Source organism: Clostridium sp. BNL1100 (genome assembly GCF_000244875.1).
In the GTDB taxonomy this organism is placed as follows: Bacteria; Bacillota; Clostridia; order Acetivibrionales; family DSM-1351; genus Ruminiclostridium.
In genome coordinates this window covers 1,844,241-1,860,000 of the sequence record NC_016791.1, presented here as the reverse complement: position 1 = coordinate 1,860,000, position 15,760 = coordinate 1,844,241, and the positions used below count along the sequence as shown (strand labels likewise).

The window sequence follows — 15,760 nt, the reverse complement described above, 5'->3', positions numbered from 1 at the left end:
TTTTGTTCTGTTTCAACGCTGTAAATCGGAAGGTGCTTTGCCGGATTAAAAACTCCAACTGAGTTGGCCGTATAACCTATTGTAACAAACAGTGTACACGTCAGTATAAATATTATTATAACTTTTTTAGGTATTTTTTTTGCCTTTACCAATAACGATCTTATTTTCATCATCAAACACTCCCATATATAGATTTGCTCTGAAAAAGTGCTTTCAAGCTTTATATATGTTTATTTTTGAAATTTAAAAATATGATAACCTGTCTCTCTTGATTACTTATTCAGTAATCAAAAACCCTCCGTATTATTATTTAACTGTATCTTCCACTGCCAGGGATCAGTTTTAAACTTCCGTATGCCACTGATTTTTTGAGATTTCTGAAAAAAGCGACGGAAACCATTCCTATACAGTAATAATATCTTTTTCGCCTCCTGTAATACACTCGCCTCCGTCAGGAGTAACAATATATGTGTCCTCACCGCCTACCATGCCCACTTGCGGTACACCTTTTTTCGGTTCTAGGGCAAAAACCATGCCCTCTTTTAATGGATTATCAAAATCTTTTGCAATTACAGGAAGTTCATCAACATGAAGACCCACTCCGTGACCCAAGAAGCTGACTCTTCTATCCCCAAAGCCCATAAAGTTTTCTAAAAACGAAGAATCAAGGCACCCCATTATACTGCTGTATATTTCAGATGGTATATTGCCGGGCTTTAGAAGAGAAGCAGTCTTTTTTTGTATCTCAATACATTGTCTGTGTGTTTTTTCTAATTCATCTGAAGGTTTCGCTCCAAACATATAAACCTGTGTTTTATCACTATGATATCCCTCAATACAGAAGCCTACATCAATAAAAACCAAATCACCTTTTTTGAGAAGAGTTTTGTTACTGCCAAACAATGGTACTGCCGGGCTTAAACCTTTCATGCCTCCGGGCCCATCAAAATTGGTAGGATATAGAGAATTTGCTCCAAAAGCTATTTGTCCTATTATCATTTCAGTTTGATAGCTATTGAATCGTGAAACACCCTGATGTCCAAGTTTCAGCATTTTTTCAAACAACTCTGCTGATAATTCTACCTCACTCATTCCTTCTCTGAGAATGCCTGGTACAACTTCCTCAAGCAGGTATTTGTGTCGTTTCCCAGCCTCCCTTATAGCATCAAGTTCATACGGACTTTTAATTGCCCTTACCTCAGACAATATCTTTTTTATGGGATAGATTCTACCTATCTCAAATTGACCCCTAAGTCTGTTAAGTACTTCAATAGTTGCAATATCAGTTTCTAAAAGTGTGTTTCCAAACAACTTACCACAAACCTCTGCAGCATCAGAGTATTTATTCATAGGGTATATGCAATCGGATAGAGGTGACTCTATTTTAGCACGTTCATAGCTTCTTCTGGCAAAATACATTAATTTTCCGCCATTTTTTATTATGAGTATTCCGTCTTGCATAGTCCCCGTTAGATAGTACTGATTAACACGCCCCAATACTATTATTGTATCCCAGTCGGGATATTTATCAGTAGCTAAGGCACACAGTCTCTTAGCCCTGTTCTCCAACTCTTCTCTGGTTAAAAATTCTTTCATATTATGTAAGCTCCTATTTAAACCGCTTTTCTGTTTTATTACTTATACAATAATGGCTATTATCCATTTAATTATTAAAAGTTCAATTATAACTACAGCAACACAGCAGAATATAAATGCTGTAAGTTTGGCTTCACCTATTTTATCTTTCCAATAATTCCCTTTGAAAAGAGAAAACAAATCCGGGGTAAATGAGTACTTTATTGAGTCATCTATATCCTTTCGATCACGAAATATAAGCTGCAAAATTTTCCTATAAACCGGTATATTAGCTACAAGTAACACAATCGCAATTATTGGTTCCATTTTATCCCGCCCTCCTTTACTTTGTATTATAACATATCTGGTAAAACCCTATATTAATTCCATTATTTTTCATAATAAATTCTTGTCCAGTCATGCATAATAATAAGTGAATAATAGGTAAAGGGAGAAAGCTGATGGTTAATCACTATCATTTTTATAAATTTAATAGTTTAACTGGTGAAAAGCACTCTCACAGGCTTACGGGATATACTGAATACATGTTTGGTATAGGGCTATTCCACTTTCACGTATATTTTGGAACAACTTCCTTTAACGGGCATTATCATATATATTCCGGAATAACAGGATTACCGATAAAGACTGCTCACGGACACAAGCATAAAATTGCAGGAAGACTCAATATGGCAAATTCACATTGCCATTACTATGAAAATTATACCCATGAAAACATAGAATGTACGGGAGGAAAAATTCTAAAAAGGGTGTTATCTTAATAATTTACCATTCTTCCTGTACTCGGTCCCCTTTGTGATCCAAATTGAATTTTGAAGAATTAAAATAGTTTCCGGTGACACCAAAGGTGCAGTCTACATTTATCCATTTTTTCTGATCACTATCGTAAAACTGATTCCATGCATGATCTCCCCAGGCTAGCCCGCTATAGCCAAGACCCGTAACCAGCCTTACCTTTATCCCGTTTACCCTGCACATTGAAATAAAGAGGCTTGAGTAGTCAAAACAAATTCCTTTCCTCGTTTCATAGCATATTATAGACCCTGATTTTGTTCCTTCCGTCTTAACAGCAATCTGTTTTGCTTTTGGGTAATCATATTTTATATTTTTAGTTATCCATTTGTATATTGCCTTTGCTTTATCATATTCTCCTGACTTTCCCTCAGTCAATTCAAGGGCCAGTTTATCTATTTCATCGTTTGATTTTACCGCATCATCAAGAGTCACGCCGTTAAAGTACTGAATAACCTTTATATTGTAACTGTCAAGAGTATCTCTAATATTTTCGGCTATTTTAACTTCCTGCCCATTCATTGTGGCACTTACAAAACGATCATTAATTATTACAGGTATTTTCTTGGCAATTTCAGATTCAATTACCGGCTTCAGAGCTGTTTTGTAAACTCCTTGTAGTACTACTGAATCGTCTATCCAAAGTGATAAACCGGGTACAGTAAAATAGTACGAAAAAAAATATAGAACAAAGCTGATACAAATTAATGAAACTGCTGCCTTTGGTATACTACAGACAAATGCAATACTTCTTCGAGTCACAGAGCTCATTGAGCTCATAACCTTGTATATTCCCTGTGCCATGGCTCCAAATACATGCTTATACAAAGGATACATAGCTAACTTGATTATCAGAACCACAATCAATAGTACAATAAAAGCAACACATAAGTAGGTATATATATTATTTGCTGCCAGACTTGCCTTGGCAGTTTCAGGCATATGGTTACGAATATATACGAAAAACTTATTATCATTGTCAAATAGTATTCCTCTTGTTAAAAAGAGCGCAATTAACAAGCCTGAGATTAACTCCACACTATTAATTATAGAATAAAAACTTTTAATTACTCTTTCGCGGTTATATCTTGTTACCAGAGAACTTACAAGAGTAATTAAAACGGGTAGAATTATTATTATATTAATTGGATTCGTAATTATATTTATCAAATGGGTCACCTACCTATGCCTGTAATGAATATTATTACCAGAATAATTCCGTAAAGTAGTGTACTAATTGTATTATAACATAGCGGCGGCTATCTTTTTCAATTTCCCTAAATTACCTCCTAAAATACACGGATAAATATTCATTTTTTTGAATTAGAGCTTTAAGGATATTGCAATTTTTACCTTCGTAAGGAAAAAATATAATGGTTTTAGAAGAATTTATAAATATTTATCTTCTGAAAAGACGCCAAACCATTTTATGCTTGCAATTAGTAAGGAAAAATTGTATCTTTATTAGGTAATATTAATAATTATTGGTATCCGGAATACAGCCGGTTGCCTTAAAAATATTTTATGAGGTGATTTATGAGTCTTATAAGCCAAATATTCGGTTCAAATGTATACAATGATTCCGTAATGAGAGAACGTTTGCCTAAAGCTACATACAAGGCATTGAAGAAAACTATTGACGAAGGTCTTCCTTTAGATCTTGAAATAGCTGAAGTGGTTGCCAGCTCAATGAAGGATTGGGCAATTGAAAAGGGTGCTACCCATTATACTCACTGGTTTCAGCCGATGACAGGCATTACCGCCGAAAAACATGATTCCTTCATTAATCCTACTGATGATGGAAAAGTAATATTGGAATTCTCAGGCAAAGAATTGATTAAAGGTGAAGCAGATGGCTCATCTTTTCCTTCGGGAGGTTTGAGAGTCACCTTTGAGGCACGAGGCTACACTGCTTGGGATTGTACTTCACCTGCATTTATTAAAAATAACACTTTGTACATTCCAACTGCCTTCTGTTCATATACAGGTGAAACACTTGATAAGAAAACACCTCTTTTAAGATCTATGGAATGTCTTTCTAAAAATGCAGTAAGGTTACTAAAACTTTTCGGTAATGAAAACGTTACTAAAGTTACTCCAACAGTTGGTCCTGAGCAGGAATATTTCCTTATTGATAAGAAAATGTACGATAAAAGGAAAGATTTAATTTTTACAGGACGTACTCTTTTTGGCTCCAAAGCACCAAAGGGTCAGGAAATGGATGATCATTACTATGGAAGTATAAAGCCAAGAGTATCAGCTTTTATGGAAGATCTTGACCGTGAATTATGGAAGCTTGGTATTTCAGCAAAAACAGAACATAACGAAGTGGCTCCCGCACAGCATGAGCTTGCTCCTATTTTTACAACTTCAAATATTGCAACCGATCATAACCAGCTTGTTATGGAACTTTTAAAAACAGTTGCCCTAAGACATGGTTTGGTATGCCTGCTTCATGAAAAACCCTTTGCAGGAGTTAACGGTTCCGGTAAACATAATAATTGGTCACTTTCCACAAATGATGGTCAGAACCTTTTTGACCCGGGTAAGACTCCCCATGAAAACGTTCAATTCCTGATTTTCCTGTGTGCCGTTATAAAAGCCGTAGACGAATATGCAGATCTTCTAAGGTTATCTGCCGCCAACCCCGGAAATGACCACAGATTAGGTGCAAATGAAGCTCCACCTGCTATAATTTCCATATTCCTTGGAGATGAGCTTACGAGAATTCTTGATCAGATTGTATCTGGGGAAGATATTGAAACAAATGGTATTGAAAAGCTCATGGTCGGTGTTAAAACACTTCCAGCACTCAGAAAAGATACCACAGACAGAAACAGAACTTCACCGTTTGCCTTTACTGGTAATAAATTTGAATTCAGAATGGTTGGTTCTTCTGCATCCATTGCATCACCGAACTTCTTCCTAAATACAATAGTTGCACATGTGCTGGAACAGTTTGCTGACAGACTTGAAAAGGCAAAGGATTTCTCAAAAGAAGTAAACAGCATTATTAAAGATGTGGTAAAGGAAAACGGACGAATAATATTCAATGGTAACGGATATTCTGACGAATGGGTAAAAGAAGCTGAAAAAAGAGGTCTTCCAAACATTAAGAGCTATGTTGAAGCAATTGCTTGCCTGTTAAAGGAAAAGAACATGACTGTCATGGAAAAGCACAAGGTCTTCTCTAGAGTTGAAATGCATTCCAGATATGAAATCTCACTTGAGAAATATATCAAGACAATTAATATAGAGGCTATGACCATGCTCGAAATGGCAAAAAGACAGCTTCTTCCGGCTTGCATCAAATTTGAAACTGAAATTGCAAAATCTATAAATGAAATTAAGAATTGCGGAATTGAAGCAGATTTAAGTGCCAATACAGACTTGCTTAAGGAAACAGCTTCCTTTGCTTCGCAATTTAAAAAGGAAATTTCTCTATTGGAGAATAGTCTAAGCAAGGCTCAGAATTCTTTTGAAGATACATTTGAGCAAGCTATGTTCTACAGAAATGATGTTTTTGCAAGAATGGAAGCATTAAGAACAGTTGCTGATGAACTGGAACGTATAGTAGATTCAAATATCTGGCCTATCCCAACCTATGCGGATATTCTATTCAATATATAATTCAGACAAACACTATTCAGCACCCGGGCATACCGATTGTAAGATTGGTATACCCGGGTACAAAAACTTTATCAGCTTTCCAGAGGCAAAAAAACTGAAAATGTACTTCCTTTTCCTGATTCGGACTTTGCTTTTATATATCCGTCCTGCATTGAGATTATCTCTCTTGTGAGATAAAGGCCAATGCCAACCCCATCTATCCCATTAGAATTTTTCCCCCGATAAAATCGCTTGAATATATCATTAACTTCCTTTTCATCAAACCCTACACCATTATCCTCTATGTCAATTCTGGCAAATAACTCGTATTTATGGACTTGTATTTTTATGTTCCCCGATTCCTGTGTATACTTAACGGAATTGTCCAGAATATTGGTTATAGCCTCCGCCGTCCATCTCAGGTCAATAGACAGCCTTATATACTTTTCTGAAGGAATAAATACTATATCTATATTCTTCTTTAATGCCTTTTGGTATATCTGTTTTAAGGATGTCAGCAGCACATCATTCAAGCTGCTCTCTTCACGGTTCAACTGAATGATGCCGCTTTCAAGCCTGGTCATTTTTATCATGCTTTCCATCAACCAATTCAGCTTATCCAATTGATTGTCGATATTTTTCAGATATTCCATCCTCATTAACGGATTAATATCTTCGTCCATTATTAATGATACATATATTTTAAGATTTGCAAGGGGGTTCTTTAACTGATGGGATATGTCTGAAATCAGGGATTTTATTTCATTTTTCTCATTCCTAAGCTTTTTGTTTTGCAACTTTAGTATTCTTGAAAGCTTAAGTACCTGTGATTGCAACTTAGACAGTAAATCATCGTTGAGCACTGAAAATACTTCTGTTTCCCTCATATCTATAAGTGACGCTATCATGTCGGAAAGCCGGACCATTACACTATGCATGTATCTGTGAAGTAATAATATTAGTGCTGTAATCATGACAGCTAACAGTACTGTAAATATGATACAGAATATCACCGCCTGAATATTTTTTGCAACCAGCAGTTGGTATGTCATAAAAGCAATACAAATACAATAAATTGCTGCAATCAAAGCGGCTTCTCTTTTTTTTATCCCATTCATCACCTGCAGGACTCCTCTCCCCAGGTATATCCTATACCGAAAACAGTTTTTATATATTTCGGATTTTTAGGGTCATCCTCAATTTTTTGACGAAGCCTCCTCATATTAACACTTACGGCGTTTTCATCAACAAAAGCTTCATCAGTGTCCCAAAGCCTCTGAAGAATAATGTCTCTGGTCAGTACCTGCCCGCTGTTTTGAGTAAGAAGTGTAAGTAATTTGTACTCTGTAGCAGTCAGTTTAAGCGATACTTCACCCTTAACAACCATCATTTTTTCGTAGTTTATTGATATTTCACCAGAACGGAAAATGCTTTTGTCTTCAGTTCTGGTCCGTCTGAGTACTGCATAAATACGCCGGTTCATCACTTCCAGAGAGAAGGGCTTTGCAATATAGTCGTCACAGCCGTTCACAAAACCATTAACAATGTCCTGCTCCGTGTCATTTGCCGTGATAAATATAATGGGAATATCTGATTTTTTGCGGATTTCACTACAAAGCTCAAGACCGCTTCTGTCAGGAAGATTTATATCCAGCAGTATTAATTCAAAGCTGTTATTCAAAAACAAACAAAATGCTTCATGGTAGGAATAACCTGACAGAACCGTATGTCCACACTTTTTAAGTGCAATTGATATCCCGTCATTGAGCAGCTTATCATCTTCAACAATAAGTATTCTGGCCATATTACCTCTCCGAAAGAAATTTATGTCGATGCATACATTTATTTTATCCTAACCTTCAACGCTTCTCAACCTCTCCGTAACTGTATCTTTTGTAGTTGAAACGTATGCAGCCACCGGTACTAAAATACACACTACAAAAACAATAACTACAGATAAAATCAAAGGAATTGTAGGGAAGGTAAAAATAGCGTAATCTGCCTGCTTCTTGAATAAGTTGAATATCCAAATATTTAGAGCAGCTCCTAAAGTAGCCACAAGTCCACAGGAAATAATGGCATAAGTTAATCCCTCTAGGGACAGCATACGTTTCACCTGTTTCGGAGTCATACCAATACTCTCTAAAACAGCAAACTCATGCCGCCTTGTGTTTACCCCCGTCACCATAACGTTCACAAAATTGAGAATACCTATAAGTGCCAATATCAAGGATATTCCACCGCCCAGAATATAAAGCATTGTTTTTGAACTTTTAAATTGCTCCAGAGTCTCCAGCCTTGATTCAATTGATATTTCATTATCATTTGCCGTCATTTCCTTTAGCTGTTTTAATACATGTGCCTCTTTGTCCGCTTCAGCATTCATTGTTATAGAGCACAATACAGGGTCAATAAATAACTTTTTCATGTAATCATTGCTTATATAAACAAGGGGTGCCGGCCCCATTCCTCCGTTAAATGCAGTTCTTTCAGGCAAAAACCCTCCCAGCTTGAGGGAATATTCTTTTTCATCAGCTGTAAAAATAATATCGGAACCAACCTTGAAAAGCTTTGGATTATTTGTTGAAAATAAAGCTATCCGACCTGCTTCAAAAGCTTCCACATCAATAGGTTCTTCAAGTGTTTTATTTAGTTTCTTTATATATTCTGTATCAAGTCCCACCAGATTTGACCAGAAAAGCCTTGGGTTCTTCTTTATTTCGTCACTTGTAGGCATTTGTGAATTAAACCTTTTCATGAATTCTTCAAGATGTTTCTTATATAGGTTTTCATCATATTTGAGAGTAACTATCTTTTGCGATACCTTTCTTATTTCTTTTATCCCTTCTATACCTTTAAGTGTTGACATAAAATTATTATCAAACTTCTGCTTTATTCCTGTGCCATTTTGAAAAAATGTATTATTAGTTAACGTAAAATCATTATCCATATAGCTGTTTACGTAATTTTCCGTATCCATGCTCAACACAAGTGTATTTACCAGCATAAAGGTCGTTATTCCCATAAACAGTGATAAGAAAACAACTGCTGCCCTTCGTCTGTTTCTAAAAACATTTCTGAAAGCCATTTTCTGTAACTTGCCTCCCGTTGACCCTTTTCTGAGTTTACAGGATACAGTAGTTCCGGTATATCTGACCGCCTCAATCGGTGAAATTGAAGCCGCCATTCCAGCGGGTTTTATACTACTGATAAGTGTAGTTACGAGTGAAAAAACCGCTGCTCCGATATATATGATAGGATTAAAGGATATTTTTATACCTGTATCTATTAATGCTCCGCTTAGTGCAAAGGGAACTGCAACAAAGGAGACTGCTGCCCCCAGAGCAAGTCCGAGAGGTACTCCCAAGGCAGTCAGCCTAATTGCCTGACCCGTTACTATTCTTCTTATCTGCTTTGGAGTGGTACCCACTGTTTTTAATAACCCGTAAAAGCGCACGTCCTTTGATACGGAAATATATAGTACATTATATATAAGCAGGTAGCTGCTGAGCATTATGAACAGTATAAGTCCTGACAGGCCTATTATTGTTGACAGCCTGTCTCCATTGACTGTTTCATACAATGGAACCATCTTCCACTTCTGAGTTTGGAATACAGTGACCTCCCTGTTAAGTTTTTCAAATTGCTCACCAATATTCTTATTGCTTTTGAAACGTACAGTTGCAGTGCCTGAATTCTCAGGAGTAATTCCTTTATTATCAACGAAAGCTTTTGAGACGTATATCATTCCCACATTCCCTGAACGCAAATTAGAGTATTCTGTGTAATATGCCGAAAGTTTAAAGTTTTCACTTGTGGCTTCAGACTCGGGACCGCCTGCCTTTCCATATTTAATTGGTATATCCATTCCTATTTTAGGATTGGTTATCCCCATTCTTTTAAGAATCCATTCGGGTATCATTATCTCATTATATGCCTGAGGATATTTTCCCTTAATATTGCTCATTGCAGGAACTCTGAGTTTTTCCCATTCTGTTTTATCAAACCAGAACAACGACAGAGATAAATTTCCCATGTCAGGAGTTTCTATTATATCTCCGGCATGTGCCATTATACCTACATCTTCAATATAATCCAATAATTTTAGCTTTTTTACCTGTTCATCCGTGGGAAAAGTCAAGCCCCCATGCTCTATTGTTCCCATAGTTCTTATTTTTTGTAATTGAATGGACTCTGTCCCACTTATTCCTATGCTAAAGATGGTTGACAGAAGTAAAGCAGTTAATGCTATCGCAGTAATAACAAATATATTTCTGACTTTGTTTGCTTTTATAGTTCTTACAGTCAATTTTTTTATCACAAGCTTGTTATCGGTAGGAAACATCATTTGACTTCACCCCCGACTATTTTACCGTCCTCAATGCGGATGACCCTATCCGCCAGCTGGGCAATCTCTTCATTATGTGTAATCATAACGATTGTCTGATGGAATCTTTTACTTGTCATTTTAAGCAAGCCTACTACCTCCAGCCCTGTTCTGCTGTCAAGGTTGCCTGTTGGCTCATCTGCAAGGACTATGGCGGGTTTTGTTGCCAGGGCCCTTGCTATGGCTACCCTTTGCTGCTGACCTCCCGAAAGATTGTTTGGAAGGTTTGTAAGCTTGCCGCCAAGGCCAAGGGTTTTTATTATATCTTCTATAAATGCTTTATCAATGGTTCCCCCATCCAGTTCAACCGGGAGAGTGATGTTTTCATAAACATTCAGGATAGGGACCAGATTGTAATTCTGAAATATAAAACCAATATTCCTTCTGCGAAAAACAGTTTTCTGCTCATCATTCAAATCAAAAATTTCCTTACCTGCCACCGTTACTTTACCCTCCGTAGCCTTGTCAAGCCCACCGAGCATATGTAAAAGCGTTGATTTTCCACTTCCGGATGTACCGACAATCGCTACAAACTCTCCTTCCAGTATTTCCATATTTATACCGTCAAGAGCCTTTACAAGGTTTTCATCCTTGCCATAGTATTTTCTTAATCCCTCTGTTTTCAATATACTCATAAAAATCATCTCCAAACTAAAAAAATTCAAGCTATACACTGATCAATCAGATAGTCTATAGCTTGAATTATAAAGCACAGTTCTTACAATCTTGTGACAAAATATATAAAGTTAAGCATGCATTTTTTGTTTAATAATCATGTCCCATATCAAGGGCTTTCATTTCATCAGGAATCATATGATGCTTTTTTGGAGGAAGAACTTTCTTCAAAGCAGCCTCAAAGCTTTCCTTTGAAATAATTCCGGTTTTTGCCAACAATTTACCCAGAATTATAATATTTGCATAAGTAAGATTGCCCATATCAGAGGCTATCTGTGTTGCAGGAACACCTACAAAGTCAATATCCGTTCTCATGGGCTTGGCTTCTACCAAAGAACAGTCAGATATGATTAACCCACCGCTTACTACTGATTTCTCAAACTTCTCAAGGGATGGACCATTCATTACAACAAGTACGTTGGCTGTATCCAATATAGGAGAACCCACAGGTTCATCAGAAATAACAACACTGCAGTTTGCAGTACCGCCTCTCATTTCCGGTCCATATGACGGCAACCATGAAACATTTTTTCCTTCAAGCATTCCGGCATATGCTAACAATCTTCCTGCGGATAATATACCTTGTCCCCCGAAACCTGCAATTATCAATTCAAGCTGCTTCATTTCTACACCTCCAAATCCTTTCCTTTGAAATTACCCAAAGGATAGAAGGGCAACATGTTGCTTTCAAGCCATTTTAGTGAATCTACCGGATTCAATCCCCAGTTTGTAGGGCATGTTGACAAGACCTCAACTATTGAAAATCCCTTGTTTGCTTCTTGAACCTTAAAAGCCTTTTTAATTGCTTCTTTGGTATTTCTAATATTTTTAACATCATGTACCGATGTTCTTTCAACATATACAGCACCTTCCAATTGTGAAAGCAGCTCACATACCTTTATAGGAAATCCATGAATCTCAGGTTTTCTACCGAAAGGTGAAGTAGTTGTAACCTGATTCATAAGAGTTGTTGGAGCCATTTGGCCTGATGTCATACCGTAAATTGCATTATTTACAAAAACAGTTGTTATTTTTTCTCCTCTTGTAGCAGCATGAATTATTTCAGCTGTTCCAATAGCAGCAAGGTCTCCATCTCCTTGGTAAGTAAATACGTAGTTATCAGGATGGACTCTTTTTATTCCGGTTGCAACAGCCGGAGCTCTACCATGAGCAGCCTGTACCATATCTACATGAAAATACTCATAATTATTGTATGCACATCCTACAGGTGAAACACCTATCGTAGTGCCTTCTATACCTAATTCGTCAATTACTTCAGCTATTATCCTATGAATAATACCGTGAGTACAACCGGGACAATAGTGAAGAGATAAATCCTTTAAAGCATGTGGTTTTTTAAACACAGTTGCCATTTTTTTCCCTCCATCTGAATCTTATTTATTTAAGATTTCCTTTATTTTATCAAGAACTTCTTTTTGGCTTGGAACCATACCACCCATACGTCCATAGAAATGAACAGGTCGTTTTCCGTTAACAGCAAGGCGAACATCCTCAACCATCTGTCCTGCACTCAGTTCTACACTGAGGAATGCCTTTGGTGTTTCCGCATACTTTTCAAATTCAGCAGTCGGGAATGGCCACAATGAGATAGGTCTTATCAATCCTACCTTTATGCCTTCTTTCTCAGCCATTTTTATTACATTCTTTACAATTCTCGCTACAGTTCCGTATGCTGTTACAATTATATCTGCATTTTCACAATTATATGTTTCTACTCTTGTTTCATTCTCTTCAATCTTCTTATATTTAGCCTGAAGCTTCAGGTTATGATTTTCAAGGATTTCCGGTTGGATATATATGGAGGTAACGTCATTACTTTCCCTCTCCATTTTTGTTCCTGTACAGGCCCACTTTTTATCATCCTGGTAAATATCTTCCTTATCCTTGAATTCAACTGCCTCCATCATCTGACCCAGCATACCGTCTCCCAATATAATGGTAAGTATTCTGTATTTATCGGATATGTTGAAGGCTTCTACTGTCAACTCGTACAGTTCTTGAACACTTGATGGAGCTAGAACTACGTTTTTATAGTCCCCGTGTCCTCCGCCCTTGACTGACTGAAAATAATCACACTGTGCAGGAAGTATACCGCCAAGACCAGGACCGCAGCGAACGATATTTACCATTACTGCTGGAAGCTCTGCTCCAGCTATGTATGAAATACCCTCCTGCTTCAAGCTTACTCCCGGACTTGAAGATGATGTCAGAACACGTGCTCCTGCTGCTGCTGCACCATAAACCATATTAATTGCTGCAACCTCGCTCTCAGCCTGAACAAATGTACCATTTATTTTTGGCATAGCTTTTGCCATATAATGTGCTACTTCAGTCTGTGGTGTAATAGGATATCCAAAATAATGCCTACAGCCGGCTCTTAAGGCAGCTTCTGCTATTACCTCATTACCCTTCATTAATAATTTTTCTGCCATATTAACCTCCATGAGCCACAAAAGCGGCTCCAAAATTTTTATTATAACGCATCAGTTCAGAGAAAATTTTTCGGCTATAGGAAAATTTTCTTGCCTTAGCTACGTTTCAATAAGGCGGGTGATATGTGTTCGCCGCCTAAAAATCTAAACAGTTCCCGCCACCTATAGTGGTAGGACATAATTGCCTCATTATATATGTTATAGCTTAATGGATGTAATTAAATTACTAATTCTTACTTCTCTACCTCTATAACGCAATCAGGACAAATTGTAGCACAGAATGCACATCCGATGCATTTGTCCATTTCTTCGACTCCTGCAGGATGGAAACCTTTCTGATTTAATTTATCAGATTTCATTATGACAATTTTTTTAGGACAAACTGTAACGCACAGTTTACAGCCTTTGCATCTTTCCTCGTGGAATATAACTTTTGCCATTATCAAAACCTCACTTTATTTTATTAACTTTGTTACTTATGATTTTTAGTAATTTAGAGAACTAAAACTATTGTTTTATTATAAAACTCTTTGTATTTATTTGCAAGTTGTGTGACCAAAAACTTCAATTTTTACACTTTTGACCAATATCCGTTTTGGTTAAATTGACAGGCTCTTTGTTCGGCACTGTCAACTATGCTTTCATCATAGCCAAGTATTTTTAATAATTTTATAGCATTACGGGTAGTTGATTTACCCGGATATATTTTATAGTCGAACTTTATGTTGTCATCCTCAAAGAACTCCTGAAAGTGGTAATTGTCAACTTTATCTGCTAATATTTGAGTAAGCTCTATATCGTGGGAAGCACAAAGGCATATACAATTATTACCTGCAATGTAGTTCAGTATTTCAGACGATGCTGCAATTCTTTCAATAGTATTTGTACCTCTCAGCACTTCATCTATGACACAAAGGCATGGAACATTGTCGTTGAGGCCCTTCAAAATACGTTTAAGTGATTTTATTTCAACAATGTAGTAGCTCTCATTCATTTCAAGATTGTCACTCAAAGCCATAGAACTGTAAATATTAAAGTAACTGGAATAATACTCCTTTGCAAGACATGTATAAATAGTCTGAGCAAAAATTGCATTTATTGCTACCGACTTGAGAAACGTTGATTTTCCGCTTGCATTTGACCCTGTTATCAATGCCCCTCCTGCTACTGAAAAGGAATTTGTTACAGGATTTTTTATTAAGGGATGATACATATCTGTAAATTCTATCTTTTTGTTATTGATATTCCCTTTTACCAATACAGGCGTTACATAGTAATCAAGGCTATCTCTGTAGGATGCCACTGATATCAGACTATCAAGATGCCCAACTGTCTCATAGACAGATTTAATTTCCTGACTGTGTTTTGTTACAATTTTAAAGATACTGTAAAATGCAATTGGTTCACCAAGAAAAAATATCTTTATAAGCTCAAATAAATAATTCTCACTTGTATAGAATAAAAAGTAAAAAGCATTTAGGCTAACTCCCTTTACTTTGGCAGTACTTTTTCTCAATTGATTTAAATATGTATCCAGTTCTTTTATATTGAGTTTTGATATTCTTCTTGAAATTCCCAGCATATTTGCAATATATCCAAGAGATTGCAAGTGACCTATTATCTGATCCCTGGCCTTGAAATAAACTGTTACATTAACAGCAAGTGATATTAAAAAAACAACTATTGCTCCGGGGAAGAATATTGTGGCAAATATTGATGCTATGAAGATTAATGATAAAATCTTATAGTATATTCCCTTTATGCCACCCCCGCTTCTTTTACCGTTTATATATTCTGATATACTTAAAAACCTGAGTTTTCCCAAATCGGATAAAATCAACTGAATCTTTTCACGTTCAAAAGGGTTTTTTCTAAAGTACTCTATTAGCCTGTCCCTCTCCGTCAGCTCATTCTGATCATAGACCAATTCCCTCAGCATATTGTATAGATATTCTTCTCCTACATCCGTTCGGGTTATGTTAACCCTGGAAAAAATCCTGTTCATATCTAAATCATTCCAAGTTATGTCGTCTATAAAAAAGTTTTTTCCCTGGTCTTTTTGGTTATCAAAATAATTTCTAACCGAGTTATATATATCCTCTGTATACTTTGTATTAGGAGCTTTCCCCCATTGGGCTCGTATTTGTCTTCTGTTTTTATTTGTACGGGATATTTTTCCGGTCAAACTTAGAATTATACATCCCGCAACTATTGCTAGAATAATATAAAAAAATGTCATAACGTCCTC

The 15,760-nt window shown here is 36.6% G+C and carries 15 protein-coding genes (1 of these 15 running past the window's edge); 2 read left to right on the top strand and 13 right to left on the bottom strand.

Annotated elements, in window-relative coordinates:
- From CLO1100_RS07705 to CLO1100_RS07695, 3 genes are all read right to left on the bottom strand, one after another.
- Positions 1-173: the 5' portion of a polysaccharide deacetylase family protein gene (locus CLO1100_RS07705; RefSeq protein ID WP_242836703.1), read on the bottom strand. It extends 607 nt beyond the left edge of the window; the window shows 173 of its 780 coding nt (coding positions 1-173); its start codon is at positions 171-173; its stop codon lies off the left edge, out of view.
- Positions 174-402: 229 nt separating this feature from the next.
- Positions 403-1,596: a Xaa-Pro peptidase family protein gene (locus tag CLO1100_RS07700; protein WP_014313196.1), complete on the bottom strand. Its 1,194-nt coding sequence runs from the start codon at positions 1,594-1,596 to the stop codon at positions 403-405.
- Between the two features lie 42 nt (positions 1,597-1,638).
- A complete protein-coding gene (locus tag CLO1100_RS07695; RefSeq protein ID WP_014313195.1) occupies positions 1,639-1,902 on the bottom strand; it encodes a hypothetical protein in 264 nt (87 codons plus the stop codon).
- A gap of 134 nt (positions 1,903-2,036) precedes the next feature.
- Here CLO1100_RS07695 and CLO1100_RS07690 point away from each other — a divergent pair, with 134 nt between their 5' ends.
- Positions 2,037-2,357, top strand: coding sequence for a YmaF family protein (locus tag CLO1100_RS07690; RefSeq protein WP_014313194.1), 321 nt, complete (start codon positions 2,037-2,039; stop codon positions 2,355-2,357).
- Positions 2,358-2,361: 4 nt separating this feature from the next.
- Here the strand turns inward: CLO1100_RS07690 and CLO1100_RS07685 are convergent, their stop codons facing one another.
- Positions 2,362-3,567 (bottom strand): transglutaminase-like domain-containing protein, encoded by a 1,206-nt coding sequence (locus CLO1100_RS07685; protein WP_014313193.1) that lies wholly within the window; start codon positions 3,565-3,567, stop codon positions 2,362-2,364.
- Between the two features lie 357 nt (positions 3,568-3,924).
- Here CLO1100_RS07685 and CLO1100_RS07680 point away from each other — a divergent pair, with 357 nt between their 5' ends.
- Positions 3,925-6,018: a glutamine synthetase III gene (locus tag CLO1100_RS07680; RefSeq protein WP_014313192.1), complete on the top strand. Its 2,094-nt coding sequence runs from the start codon at positions 3,925-3,927 to the stop codon at positions 6,016-6,018.
- A gap of 71 nt (positions 6,019-6,089) precedes the next feature.
- Here CLO1100_RS07680 and CLO1100_RS07675 read toward each other — a convergent pair whose 3' ends face one another.
- From CLO1100_RS07675 to CLO1100_RS07635, 9 genes are all read right to left on the bottom strand, one after another.
- On the bottom strand, positions 6,090-7,115 hold the full coding sequence (locus CLO1100_RS07675) for a HAMP domain-containing sensor histidine kinase (RefSeq protein WP_014313191.1): 1,026 nt from the start codon (positions 7,113-7,115) through the stop codon (positions 6,090-6,092).
- A complete protein-coding gene (locus CLO1100_RS07670) occupies positions 7,115-7,801 on the bottom strand; it encodes a response regulator transcription factor (RefSeq protein ID WP_014313190.1) in 687 nt (228 codons plus the stop codon). Before CLO1100_RS07670 ends, CLO1100_RS07675 begins: the two co-directional genes overlap by 1 nt.
- Positions 7,802-7,849: 48 nt before the next feature.
- The gene (locus CLO1100_RS07665; RefSeq protein ID WP_014313189.1) at positions 7,850-10,345 is read right to left on the bottom strand and encodes an FtsX-like permease family protein; all 2,496 of its coding nucleotides are present in this window, start codon (positions 10,343-10,345) and stop codon (positions 7,850-7,852) included.
- The gene (locus CLO1100_RS07660; protein WP_014313188.1) at positions 10,342-11,019 is read right to left on the bottom strand and encodes an ABC transporter ATP-binding protein; all 678 of its coding nucleotides are present in this window, start codon (positions 11,017-11,019) and stop codon (positions 10,342-10,344) included. Before CLO1100_RS07660 ends, CLO1100_RS07665 begins: the two co-directional genes overlap by 4 nt.
- Positions 11,020-11,149: 130 nt before the next feature.
- Positions 11,150-11,683, bottom strand: coding sequence for a 2-oxoacid:acceptor oxidoreductase family protein (locus tag CLO1100_RS07655; protein ID WP_014313187.1), 534 nt, complete (start codon positions 11,681-11,683; stop codon positions 11,150-11,152).
- 2 nt (positions 11,684-11,685) lie between these two features.
- Positions 11,686-12,432 (bottom strand): thiamine pyrophosphate-dependent enzyme, encoded by a 747-nt coding sequence (locus tag CLO1100_RS07650; RefSeq protein WP_014313186.1) that lies wholly within the window; start codon positions 12,430-12,432, stop codon positions 11,686-11,688.
- A gap of 21 nt (positions 12,433-12,453) precedes the next feature.
- Positions 12,454-13,512: a 3-methyl-2-oxobutanoate dehydrogenase subunit VorB gene (locus CLO1100_RS07645; protein WP_014313185.1), complete on the bottom strand. Its 1,059-nt coding sequence runs from the start codon at positions 13,510-13,512 to the stop codon at positions 12,454-12,456.
- Positions 13,513-13,745: 233 nt separating this feature from the next.
- Entirely contained in the window at positions 13,746-13,952 is a 207-nt protein-coding gene (locus tag CLO1100_RS07640; protein WP_004621910.1) for a 4Fe-4S dicluster domain-containing protein, read from the bottom strand.
- Positions 13,953-14,083: 131 nt separating this feature from the next.
- Positions 14,084-15,751 carry a DNA mismatch repair protein MutS gene (locus CLO1100_RS07635; protein WP_014313184.1) on the bottom strand — a complete coding sequence of 556 codons (1,668 nt, stop codon included), beginning with the start codon at positions 15,749-15,751 and terminating at the stop codon, positions 14,084-14,086.
- Positions 15,752-15,760: the final 9 nt, after the last annotated feature.

Excerpts from the sequence above, each read along its gene's own strand:
- CLO1100_RS07700 (WP_014313196.1), bottom strand. The coding sequence starts at position 1,596 with ATGAAAGAATTTTTAACCAGAGAAGAGTTGGAGAACAGGGCTAAGAGA.
- CLO1100_RS07695 (WP_014313195.1), bottom strand. The coding sequence starts at position 1,902 with ATGGAACCAATAATTGCGATTGTGTTACTTGTAGCTAATATACCGGTT.
- CLO1100_RS07690 (WP_014313194.1), top strand. The coding sequence starts at position 2,037 with ATGGTTAATCACTATCATTTTTATAAATTTAATAGTTTAACTGGTGAA.
- CLO1100_RS07680 (WP_014313192.1), top strand. The coding sequence starts at position 3,925 with ATGAGTCTTATAAGCCAAATATTCGGTTCAAATGTATACAATGATTCC.
- CLO1100_RS07675 (WP_014313191.1), bottom strand. The coding sequence starts at position 7,115 with ATGAATGGGATAAAAAAAAGAGAAGCCGCTTTGATTGCAGCAATTTAT.
- CLO1100_RS07670 (WP_014313190.1), bottom strand. The coding sequence starts at position 7,801 with ATGGCCAGAATACTTATTGTTGAAGATGATAAGCTGCTCAATGACGGG.
- CLO1100_RS07665 (WP_014313189.1), bottom strand. The coding sequence starts at position 10,345 with ATGATGTTTCCTACCGATAACAAGCTTGTGATAAAAAAATTGACTGTA.
- CLO1100_RS07660 (WP_014313188.1), bottom strand. The coding sequence starts at position 11,019 with ATGAGTATATTGAAAACAGAGGGATTAAGAAAATACTATGGCAAGGAT.
- CLO1100_RS07655 (WP_014313187.1), bottom strand. The coding sequence starts at position 11,683 with ATGAAGCAGCTTGAATTGATAATTGCAGGTTTCGGGGGACAAGGTATA.
- CLO1100_RS07650 (WP_014313186.1), bottom strand. The coding sequence starts at position 12,432 with ATGGCAACTGTGTTTAAAAAACCACATGCTTTAAAGGATTTATCTCTT.
- CLO1100_RS07645 (WP_014313185.1), bottom strand. The coding sequence starts at position 13,512 with ATGGCAGAAAAATTATTAATGAAGGGTAATGAGGTAATAGCAGAAGCT.
- CLO1100_RS07640 (WP_004621910.1), bottom strand. The coding sequence starts at position 13,952 with ATGGCAAAAGTTATATTCCACGAGGAAAGATGCAAAGGCTGTAAACTG.
- CLO1100_RS07635 (WP_014313184.1), bottom strand. The coding sequence starts at position 15,751 with ATGACATTTTTTTATATTATTCTAGCAATAGTTGCGGGATGTATAATT.